This window comes from Variovorax sp. P4_D9 (assembly GCF_056401695.1).
In genome coordinates this window covers 1-9,850 of sequence record NZ_JBFUIU010000319.1, presented here as the reverse complement: position 1 = coordinate 9,850, position 9,850 = coordinate 1, and the positions used below count along the sequence as shown (strand labels likewise).

11 protein-coding genes and 2 pseudogenes are annotated in these 9,850 nt (G+C 64.8%); all 13 read left to right on the top strand.

Annotated features, from left to right (window positions below):
* Positions 1 to 252: 252 nt before the first annotated feature.
* Entirely contained in the window at positions 253 to 1,104 is an 852-nt protein-coding gene (locus AC1DY5_RS28830; RefSeq protein WP_478116974.1) for a hypothetical protein, read from the top strand.
* A gap of 55 nt (positions 1,105 to 1,159) precedes the next feature.
* The gene (locus tag AC1DY5_RS28825) at positions 1,160 to 1,753 is read left to right on the top strand and encodes a type 4 pilus major pilin (RefSeq protein ID WP_478116972.1); all 594 of its coding nucleotides are present in this window, start codon (positions 1,160 to 1,162) and stop codon (positions 1,751 to 1,753) included.
* Positions 1,754 to 1,830: 77 nt separating this feature from the next.
* Complete coding sequence (locus AC1DY5_RS28820) at positions 1,831 to 3,438, top strand: type II secretion system protein (RefSeq protein ID WP_478116970.1); 1,608 nt, start codon at positions 1,831 to 1,833, stop codon at positions 3,436 to 3,438.
* A 396-nt stretch (positions 3,439 to 3,834) separates the two neighbouring features.
* Positions 3,835 to 4,686: pseudogene (locus tag AC1DY5_RS28815) on the top strand (IclR family transcriptional regulator).
* A 45-nt stretch (positions 4,687 to 4,731) separates the two neighbouring features.
* Positions 4,732 to 5,145, top strand: a complete 414-nt coding sequence (locus AC1DY5_RS28810; protein ID WP_478116968.1) for a VOC family protein — start codon at positions 4,732 to 4,734, stop codon at positions 5,143 to 5,145.
* A 283-nt stretch (positions 5,146 to 5,428) separates the two neighbouring features.
* Positions 5,429 to 6,223 (top strand): phosphodiesterase, encoded by a 795-nt coding sequence (locus AC1DY5_RS28805; protein WP_478116966.1) that lies wholly within the window; start codon positions 5,429 to 5,431, stop codon positions 6,221 to 6,223.
* Positions 6,224 to 6,284: 61 nt separating this feature from the next.
* Positions 6,285 to 6,530 (top strand): ribbon-helix-helix protein, CopG family, encoded by a 246-nt coding sequence (locus AC1DY5_RS28800; RefSeq protein WP_478116964.1) that lies wholly within the window; start codon positions 6,285 to 6,287, stop codon positions 6,528 to 6,530.
* A gap of 155 nt (positions 6,531 to 6,685) precedes the next feature.
* A complete protein-coding gene (locus AC1DY5_RS28795; RefSeq protein ID WP_478116962.1) occupies positions 6,686 to 7,009 on the top strand; it encodes a DUF2939 domain-containing protein in 324 nt (107 codons plus the stop codon).
* On the top strand, positions 7,006 to 7,290 hold the full coding sequence (locus AC1DY5_RS28790; protein WP_478116960.1) for a hypothetical protein: 285 nt from the start codon (positions 7,006 to 7,008) through the stop codon (positions 7,288 to 7,290). The genes AC1DY5_RS28795 and AC1DY5_RS28790 overlap by 4 nt, the downstream gene beginning before the upstream one ends.
* Before the next feature lie 491 nt (positions 7,291 to 7,781).
* Positions 7,782 to 7,904: a hypothetical protein gene (locus AC1DY5_RS28785; protein WP_478116959.1), complete on the top strand. Its 123-nt coding sequence runs from the start codon at positions 7,782 to 7,784 to the stop codon at positions 7,902 to 7,904.
* 638 nt (positions 7,905 to 8,542) lie between these two features.
* Positions 8,543 to 8,695, top strand: coding sequence for a hypothetical protein (locus AC1DY5_RS28780; protein ID WP_478116957.1), 153 nt, complete (start codon positions 8,543 to 8,545; stop codon positions 8,693 to 8,695).
* A gap of 10 nt (positions 8,696 to 8,705) precedes the next feature.
* Entirely contained in the window at positions 8,706 to 9,530 is an 825-nt protein-coding gene (locus AC1DY5_RS28775; protein ID WP_478116955.1) for an alpha/beta fold hydrolase, read from the top strand.
* Between the two features lie 17 nt (positions 9,531 to 9,547).
* Positions 9,548 to 9,850, top strand: a pseudogene (locus AC1DY5_RS28770) (tetratricopeptide repeat protein); the annotation flags it as partial.

The following is a 9,850-nucleotide window of genomic DNA, read 5'->3' as shown; positions in this document are numbered from 1 at the left end:
CACCCACCTCAACCCCGAGGCCAAGATCGTCACCACCACGCGGCCCACGCCGCTTCAGGCAAAAGCCTTCACGCTGCTCGGCTTGAATCCCGCCTGTACCCAGTAGCCGCTCTCCCTGCGAACGAAAAGCTCAAGCAGGGCGCGCACTTACGTCTCGGCGATTACCAAAGTTCGGCCTATTGGGCGGAGGAGTACTCGACCAACGGAGCGAACCTGTCGGCCGCATGGCGCGGCACGCTCCCGGACGACGAGGTGGCGATCATCGACGTGGCCCAGGACGCCGGCGCCGGGGCTCTATTGGCAGCACTGCGCGATGTGTCGCGTATCGCACGCCTGTCCGACCAGGTGCGCAATGAGACCGTGGGCACGCTGGCCGCCGCCGCCGTGGGCCTGACGATCGCGATCGTGATGCTGACGATCTTCCCGTGGTTCTCTTCGCACAAGCTGCAGGAGATCTATTCGTTCATCCCGCTGGACCAGTGGGGCCCGAAAGGCACGTTCTTCAACAAGTGGGGCGCAAACGTGCAGGCCTATGGGCTGTATCTGGTCCTGTTGATGGTCGTCGCCATCGTGACGATCCACTGGACGGTGAACAACCTGACCGGCGCCCTCCGCGACTGGCTCGACGAGCACGTGGCCCTGTACCGCGTGGTGCGCGACGTGAAGGGGGCGCTCTTCCTGGCCACGATGGCCACGCTCACCCGTAAGCGCGGCAACACGATGTTCACGCTGAGCGAGTCGCTCAGTACCTTCGCGCGCTCCGTCCGTTCTCCCTGGCTGCGCTGGCGCGTCGAGCAGATCGCGGAGGGCGTGGACGCCACCGGTGCCGTCGGTACCGAGGCGTTCCGGACGAACCTGCTCTCGATGGAGATGTACTACTTCCTCCAGGACATGCAGGAGGCGCGAGGTTTCTCTGAAGGCTTCGAAGAGACGGGCCGCTACGTCGAGAAAACGATGCTGCAGAAGATCCTGAAGCGCATGGCGATCTACCGCTGGGTGATGCTGATCTCGGCGGTCTGCTGCGTGATCGGCGTCATGGCGACCCAGTTCGGCGTCATCTACGAAATGAAGGGCGTCATGTCCGCCTACTACAGCACCATGTGACGAGTTCCAACCAATCCTTTCTCAACCCGAAATCAACCTGAAGGACCGCACCAGAATGAGCATTCGCAACACCCGTACCGCTTCCCTGAAGAAGGCCAAGGGCTTCACCCTGGTGGAGCTGATCGTCGTGATCGCGATCGGTGCTCTGCTGGCGCTGTTCGCAGTGCCCTATGCCCGCGGCGTGATCATCAACGGCAAGGTCGAACCGACCGCGAACGACATCAACAAGACCGTGACCTCGATCCGCGGCAACTTCGCCGGCCAGGGCGTGACCCCGTACAACAACCTGGGCGTCGGCGCCGCTGCCACCGCTATCTTCGCGAACACGGCCCGCGGCCTGTCGTCCTCGCTCACCGTCAGCGGCAACGGCGCAGCCGCCACCGTGCAGCACGACCTGGGCGAGACCGGCTCGCAGATCACCGTCGCTGCCGCCACGATCACGACTCCAGGCGATTCGTTCACGGTGACCCTGCCGACCGTGAACAACGCCGCCTGCCCGAGCCTGGCCGCGCAGCTGTCGCGCGTTGCTGAAGTGATCACGATCAATGGTGCGGCCGCCAAGGCTGTCGGCGGCACCTACAACGGTGGTATCGCGCAGAACGCCTGCACCGAAGGCGACACGAACACCTTCGTCTTCACGTTCCGCTGATTCACTTGGGCCGGGCTCCTCGGAGCCTGGCGCCGCTCCGGCTGCCGACCGCACCCCACCCAAATCTCTCTCGAAACATGTCCCATCGCTTTTCAATCGGGCGTATGCGCCGCGCGCAGCAGGGCTTCACCCTCGTCGAGCTGATCGTCGCGATCAGCATCGCCGCGATCTTGTCGATCTACGCCCAAGCGCAGCTCGCAAAGCTTTCCGAAGAGCAGATCGGGGTGTCGGCTGGCAGCTATCTTAAGCAGRTCGCCGGCGCCGCCGAGCAGTACGCGCTCAGCCATTTCGACGACCTGGGCAACGGTGTCGATATCCCTGGCGTGGCGAACGACATCGCGCCCACCATTGCGGAGCTCGTGACCGACAACAAGCTGCCGCGCGGGTTCCCTTCGGCCGCCGGGGCCATGCCCACGCGCCAGAGTCTGCGCATTGATGTCGTGAAGACGAACTGCCCCGGGCTCGGCTGCACCATCGTCACCAACGTGTGCACGACGAGCGGCGTGACGCTGGGCGGGACCAACGTCCGCTACGACCTCGCGCAGGTGATGGTCGATCAGCAGGATGGCACAGGCGGGCAGTCGTCGTACACCACACCTGCCTTGGTCAAAGGTCCTTCGCTCTACATCGCGAACCCCAATGGAGCGGTGCCTGGCACCGTGTGTTCCAGCGCGACCCTCAACACGGCCATGTTTCAGCAGTTCGTGCGCGTACGGGATCCCCGAAATCCCGACCTGCAGGGCGACCTTAGTGCGGTGGGCAACCTGGCGATCACCGGAACCTCGACGCTGACAGGCAACGTCGCCGCGGCGGGCAATGTCAGCGTGACGGGCAGCGGCGGCTTCGGCGGCGCCAACCCAACGGCCGTTCCGGCAGGCATGAAGGGCGTCAATTCGCAGGACATCTTCGCGGCGGGCAACATCGTGGCCACGGACCAGGGAGCCGGTTTTGCCGGCAACAACGGCAACTTCGTCGCGATGACCACCAACAGCGGGGGCGAGGCTGCCGTCGTGACCTCAGGGCGCATGGCCGGCCAGCGGCTGATCCCCACTGGCAGCTTCACGAAGGGAACCGCGTGCGTCGAAGCCGGCGCCCTCGGCCTATCGGCGACCGAGGCATCCGGCTCGCTCGTCGTTTGCTCGTCGGGGCGCTGGACGCCGCTCACCACATCGGCGGTCGATGGCGGCGCATGCACGTTGGAAGGGGAGGGCGCGTCCGATCCCGATGGCCTCACCCTCTACTGCACTGGTGGGCGTTGGACGTCGATGAAGCAGTTCCTCGCGCCGGCGTTTGACAACACAGCATGTACGACCCCGGGCCAGGTGGGCTATTCGGCTGCGATTGCGGGCGCGAAGAAGGCGATGTTGTGCCGCGCGAATCCACAGGGCGGCGGCCCGGTGTGGAAGCGTATGGAGGACATCACCACGAACCTGGTGTTCGTTCGATCCGAGGAAGTTGTCGACATGCAGAACGTGTCCAAGCCGACCTGCGCCAATCCAGGCAACCCGACTGCGTCGCCAATCATCCAGCTGATTCCGAAGGTCGATTCCACCAGTGACGGCGGCATGGCCCGCTTTGCAACGGACATGGGCGCCGTCTGGCGAGTGAGGCTTTTGACCGGGGCGTCAGGCGCGATGCCTGCCGGGGCCAGCGCAATCTCGCACGTCTTTTGCTACTTTCCCTAAAAGGCCGCAAAAAATGTACGTCCCTGAGTTTGCCAAGGTTGTGGATTTTTCTCCCGAGGGAAGGGGGTCGGATTTGCTAAAAAATTCGGTTGTGGATATTTTCGACTAAAAATTTCCGAGCTAATCGCTGCCCATATGCCTCGGGAGGGGATCGCTGTAGCTCAGCCCCGGCGCGCTATGACCGGTCGTCGATTGCCGGTGGCGGGCAGCAGACAAAGTGAGGTTGGCTGGTTCTGGGTCAGCGATAGGGCCGCTGTTAAGGGTTGTGCGACACCTGCCCTCCGGTCGTCGTCGTGCATCGCCCTGCGCCATCCGGGCAGGTATCTCACAACCCTTAACAATTGCGGACTTTCGAGCCGATCGGACCGATGCTCTAACCGAAACCCGTTCGCGTATGTGTTTCGAGACGTACCTGCGCGCGGTGCTGCAGCAGGTAAAGCGCCATCAGCGTTTTCAGCCCGTGCCGCGGCCGCGCGCGCACCCGGCGCCGAGCCGGGCGACGACCCCGGCAGCCGCACGCTGCGGACGCGACCTGCTGTTGCTGGACGCCGTGCTGGGCAGTGGCCGCGAAGGCTTGCGCGTGGTGGATCTGTGCCGCGCGGCGGGGCTGGAGCGCGCCACGGTCCACCGCCTGCTGGCCACGCTGGTGGAGAGCGGCTATGCCGCGCAGCGCGGGCGCTTTCGCTATGTGGCGGGGCCGCGGCTGGCGGCCATGGCGCAACCCGCCGGCATGCCCAACGTGGCGATGCGCCTGCGTCCGGTGCTGGAACGCGTGAGCGCAACCTGCGACGATGCGACTTTCGCTATCGTGCGCGAAGGCCCCGCATCGCACTGCATCGCGCGCCATGTAGGCGCGCATCCGGTACAGATCCTGGTGATCCAGGTGGGCACGCGCCAGCCGCTGGGCGAGGGCGCGGCGGGCCTGGCGCTGTTGTCGGCGTTGCCGGACGACGAGGTGAATGCCGCCATGGCCGCCAATGCCCTCGTCCTGGGGCGCTACGGCGGCATGACGCCCGAGCGCATGGCGCTGCTGGTGCGCGCGACGCGCGAGCGGGGCTGGTCGGTCATCGGCGACATGCCACCGATGGGGTGCTGGCCGTGGGCATGGCGGTGCACAGCACCGAGGGCGAGCCCGTGGCCGCGATCAGCGTGGCGTCGACCCTGGACCGCATGCCGCGCGAGCGCCAGCAGTTGATCGCGCGCTGGATGCGCGAAGCACTTGCCGCATTGCTGCCGGGCGGGCTGTAAGCAGTGGGTTGATCTGTTGGCTTGGCCTGTCATGATTGGCCGACCATGAGCGACCCGCCCTTCGACAACCGCACCGGGCAGCATCCGATCACCATCGATCGCATCAGCGCGGTGACGCTGGCCACGCACGACATGGCGCGTGCGCTGCGTTTCTACCGCGCCTTGGGCTTCGCCCTGCACTATGGCGGCGACGCCGCAGGGTTCAGCAGCCTTGACGCCGGCAACGCCCGCTTGAACCTGACCACCGAGGGCAGCGAGCGGGCATGGTCCTGGTGGGGCCGCGTGATCTTCCACGTTTCCGACGTCGATGCCTTTCACCGGCGCGCCGTCGGCCAGGGCCTGGCGCCGGAGGCGGAGCCGCGCGACGCCACCTGGGGCGAGCGCTACTTTCACATTACCGATCCGGATGGCCACGAACTGAGCTTCGCCACGCCCTTGGGCAATCCCCAGCGCGGTTAGCCGTGGCGCGGGGTTCCCGTGCGCGTGTGGTTTCTGGATGCAGACTGCAAATCGTAGGAGCTCCACGCAGTTGAATGGACCGTCAGTCAGAATGCGGCCAACAGCGGAAGTTCGTCACTTCCCTCCAGTTTTCCTTYAAGCGCTTCGCTCTCTGGCCAGAGTCGCCCCAAAAGCCAACATTCCACCCGTGCGCCGGCCGGCAGGCGGGCGCAGGGCAGGCCCTCCGAGGAAGGCCTCATGGAATGAAASATGCTTGTCGMRTCGCCTCGGTCAGGAGGTCGCCTTGCTCATCGCTCAGCTCTCGGATATGCACATTAGGCCGAAGGGCCAGCTCTATCACGGCGTCGCAGATTCCAATCGCATGCTCACCGAGGCAATCCGACACCTACACTGCCTTGACCGGCGGCCTGACCTGGTGCTGCTCACGGGCGATGTTGTCGACGAGGGGCACCCTGATGAGTACGCTGCCACCCGAGAGTTGCTCGCCGAACTGACGATTCCGTATTTGGTCATCCCAGGCAACYACGACAGGCGCGAGCCTTTCCGAGCCGCCTTCGCAGACCACGSATACCTGCCCGAGTCCGGCCCGATGCACTACTGCGTCGACGACTACCCAGTCCGAATCGTGGCGCTCGATTCGACTGTTCCCGGGTTGCACCACGGCCATATTGAGCAGGCCGGACTGGACTGGCTGCGCACGACGCTCAYGTCAAACCAGGTCAAGCCGACGGTCGTGATGCTTCATCACCCTCCGTTCGCCTGCGGCATTCCGTACATGGACGCGTACAGGTACCTCGAGCCCGAGCCTCTCGCCAAAGTCCTCAGTGATTTTGACAACATTCACCTCGTGCTGTGCGGACACGTGCACCGCCAGATGCTGCATCGCTGGGCGGGAACCGTCGTCTGCGCTTGTCCCAGCACCACCACAGAAATTGCGCTCSGCTTGTCCCCGGACGCGAGCCCCGAATCCTTCATGGGTCCGCCGGCCTGCATGCTCCACCTCTGGGATGGCACCCAAGGGATGGTCAGCCACACCAGCTACATTGGCAGCTTCCAGGGGCCGTTCGACTTTGCATAGTGCTCGACCAGCGCCGAGCTCTAAGATTTCTGGGCCGAAAGCCACAGGGAGTGCGCCACCCATGCAACGCTTCACCATATCCCTCGACGACGAACTGGCCCAACAGTTCGACGAACTGATTGCCGCGAAGGGGTACGTGAATCGTTCCGAGGCCGTGCAGGACCTGATTCGCTCCCGGCTCGACAGCGCATCTCTCCACGGGCCGGCTGCGGGCGACCATCATGTTGGCAAGCGAAGCAAATGGTGCGTCGCCAACGTGAGCTACGTCTACGACCAGCCAGTACCAGACCCTCGGCACAAGGCGTAGGTTGAGGACAAACGCCAGCAAACGCCGCCGTGGGTGCATCCCGTGGATTCAAAGGCTGCAACGAAGGACTGAAGTCCATCGGGTGTGCCTCGAAATGATGCTTCTCGAGGTCTCTCTCATATTTTTTCCGCGGTGCGGATAGGCAGAATCACTGGATGAAGAACAAAACCTATTTTGCGGCCGCCGTGGTCCTCCTCTTGGCCATTTCGGCGTATTGGTACTGGTCGCCTTTTTTGGCTGTACGCCAACTGCAGACCGCTGCCCAGAATGGGGACGCGGAGACTTTCAATGACCATGTGGACTACTCGAAGCTGCGGGAAAGCCTGAAAGGGCAGTTTTCCGCCCTCGTCGCAGAGAAGATGGGGGCACCTCAAGACGCGAGCAATCCCTTTGCGGCGTTGAGCAGCCTTATCGGGCTGGGTTTAGTCAATCAGATGGTCGACGCTTTGGTTCGCCCTGAGATGGTCATGTCGCCATGAAGAACGGACAACTGAGAAGGCCCGCGGCAGTTGCACAGACCGGCGGGCCGGCTCCCATGCCGAGCAGCACCACTCCTTCATCCAGCAGCGCAGGGCCTGGCGAAAAAGCCCGCTGGGTCATCGACCGCAGAGGCGCGAACAAGATGACGGCCTACGCTGTCGACCCCGAGAGACCCGATGTGCCGAACTCGGAGAGGCTCGGCCTGGTCTTTGAGCGTAGCGGATTCGTCGACTGGAAGCTCACGGACCTCAGGATTCCTGCGGCGGCTCTCAGCAAGTAGTTGTTCGCGTAGCGATTGCCGAGACCATTGCCAAGCGCAAAAGGCAGTATGCGGCCAGGTGTCGAAGTAGAGCACTGCAGCCAAACTTCGGCCGTCTCCACAGTTTTGATGAGGTTTCAGCAGCGGCAATGTGCGGCCCGGCCGGACGTATGTAGTCACGGTAGCTGCTGTGGCAGGATGCGGCCAAAAGCGGCCCCCCGCGGCCGCACCCGCTGAGTAATGCAATCCACGCCTCCGCCATGAAAACTCCCCTCGTCGTAAGTGAATGGCTCGCCGAAAAGGTGGAACAGCCCCCTGGTCGAGCGTGAAAAAGGAGCGCATCGTTTCTCACGAATGGCGCCGCCAGCTCGGCGGAAGAAACATGAGCGCCGCCCTGTCAGCTTCCATCAAGCCTTCGGATGCTGCGGCGCAGAACGGTGTATTGACGACGCTGCGATCGCAGAGCTTCGCGTCGGYGCGGGCGTGCGAGGTCGAGCTCTACGGTTTTCGTGATGATGGACAAGACTCTTCGTAATGCTGCATTCTTCATGGTCGCCAAGGAGGCAACTGAACGGCTGCTGGGGGTAGCCCTCGGTTTTGAACACAACATCGCCTGGGGCGGCGGACAGCCGTAGCCGGTCATCTCCGGACGCTCGGGATAATCGATCGCATGCGGCGCAAGACCGAGATCGACCCGGACCATCCGCTCGCCATCCGCACCGCCGGCCATATGTTCGTTCCGGCAAGCTCAAAACGAGCGCCAGGGGGATGTGCCTGGTGGTTGCGCCGCCTACACGCGGATTACAAACGGAGAACAAAGTCCGGCCGTCCCGAAACATACGCAATACGCCCGCGGACGAGACTTTCGGCATGGATTTCTCCTGCCGGGCGTCATCATGAATTTGCCGTTGTTCCATGTCGGCGCTGCCCCGTGGCTTCTCGCGGGCCTGCTGGCTCCCTGATCGCCACCGCCGGAACCTCGCTCGCAACTGACAGTGCCGCAGCCACGCTGGCAGTTCTGGACTCACCCCCGCTGCAAGAGGAGCCGACATGAGCACGCTCATCGTGCAGCGCCACTTTGGCCTGTTATGGAGCCGTTTCACCGCTGCGGTCGTCCGACCGACCCAGCGCCAGCGCCAGCGCCGCCCAACACGCGTCGAACGTTATCTGAGCGAAGCGGTGGACTCGCCGATCTGGAGCATCGAATCCACGTGGTCGAGGAGTACGAATGTCGCCGCAGTGGTGACCCAACTCTATCGAGATGGAGACTGCCATGAATCTCAACGCCGCCGCAGGGCACGCCTGCATCGCCGTGACTTTGATCCGCTTCGAGCATGCCACCGGCTTCTGGGACGGCGCCGCGGCCCGCGCGCTCGACATGCTGCTCGCCCGCGACGTGTCTCGGTCCGTCTCCACCCGCTCCTGAGGAACCCTCGATGAAACTCACCATTCGCCAGATCCAACTCCCTGGACGCGTGCGGCTCGACTTCGCAGAACAGGGCGGCCGCTCCGGCACGCCGGTCATCGCGCTGCACGGCGTCACCGACTCGTGGCGCTCCTTCGAGCCGGTGCTGTCCCACCTGCCATCCGAACTGCGCGTGATGGCGCTCAGCCAACGCGGCCATGGCGACAGCGACAAGCCGGCCGGCGGATACCGGCCCGCCGACTTCGCCGCCGACGTGGCGGCCTTCATGGACGTGATGGAGATCGAGCGCGCGGTGCTCGTCGGCCACTCGATGGGAAGCGTCAACGCGATGCGCTTCGCGATCGACCACCCGTCCCGGGTCGCCGGCCTGCTGCTGGCCGGCACGATGCCGTGGTTCGGCCGGCCGCCCGAGCTGATGGCGTACCACCGCGAGCAGATCGTGCCGCTCGCCGACCCGGTGCCCGACGCCTTCGCCCGTGATTTCCAGCAGAGCACGCTGGCCCGGCCGATCGCCGTTGCGATGCTCGACCGCTTCGTCGCCGAGAGCCTGAAAGTCCCAGCGCGTGTCTGGCGCGCCGCCTTCGCCGGCTTCATCGGCGACGACTTCTCGCCGCGCCTGCGCGAGATCGAGGTGCCCACGCTGATCGTCTGGGGCCGGCACGATGCGTTCTGCTCGGCCACCGACCAGGAGGCGATGCTGGGCCTGATCCGGACCGCCCGGCTCGTCGAATACGCCGACGCCGGGCATGCGATGCACTGGGAAGAGCCGCAACGCTTCGCCCTCGACCTGAGCCGCTTTGTCACCTCGGTCGCCGTCGGCGCGGCGATCGCCTGAGCTCGGAGGACCCGACGATGACCGTTCTGATCGACCCCCTGGGACATCCGGTGAGCGGTGCCACCGCCGCCGCGATGGACCACTACGATCAGGCCGCGCACGAGCTGCGCTGCCTGATCGGCGACCCGCTCGCGACGATCGACCGTGCGCTCGCCGAGGCGCCGGGCATGTCGATCGCACACACGCTGCGGGCCTGGCTGCACCTGCTCGGCACCGAGGCGCCGGCGCTCGCGACCGCGCGCGAGGCGGCCGAGGCCGCGGCGCGCCACGCCGGAACCGATCGCGAGCGGATGCATGCGCGCTCCGCCGCGCTCGTCGCC

Coding starts and splice junctions, on each gene's coding strand:
- AC1DY5_RS28825 (WP_478116972.1), top strand. CDS start 1,160: ATGAGCATTCGCAACACCCGTACCGCTTCCCTGAAGAAGGCCAAGGGC.
- AC1DY5_RS28810 (WP_478116968.1), top strand. CDS start 4,732: ATGAGCGACCCGCCCTTCGACAACCGCACCGGGCAGCATCCGATCACC.
- AC1DY5_RS28800 (WP_478116964.1), top strand. CDS start 6,285: ATGCAACGCTTCACCATATCCCTCGACGACGAACTGGCCCAACAGTTC.
- AC1DY5_RS28795 (WP_478116962.1), top strand. CDS start 6,686: ATGAAGAACAAAACCTATTTTGCGGCCGCCGTGGTCCTCCTCTTGGCC.
- AC1DY5_RS28790 (WP_478116960.1), top strand. CDS start 7,006: ATGAAGAACGGACAACTGAGAAGGCCCGCGGCAGTTGCACAGACCGGC.
- AC1DY5_RS28785 (WP_478116959.1), top strand. CDS start 7,782: ATGATGGACAAGACTCTTCGTAATGCTGCATTCTTCATGGTCGCCAAG.
- AC1DY5_RS28780 (WP_478116957.1), top strand. CDS start 8,543: ATGAATCTCAACGCCGCCGCAGGGCACGCCTGCATCGCCGTGACTTTG.
- AC1DY5_RS28775 (WP_478116955.1), top strand. CDS start 8,706: ATGAAACTCACCATTCGCCAGATCCAACTCCCTGGACGCGTGCGGCTC.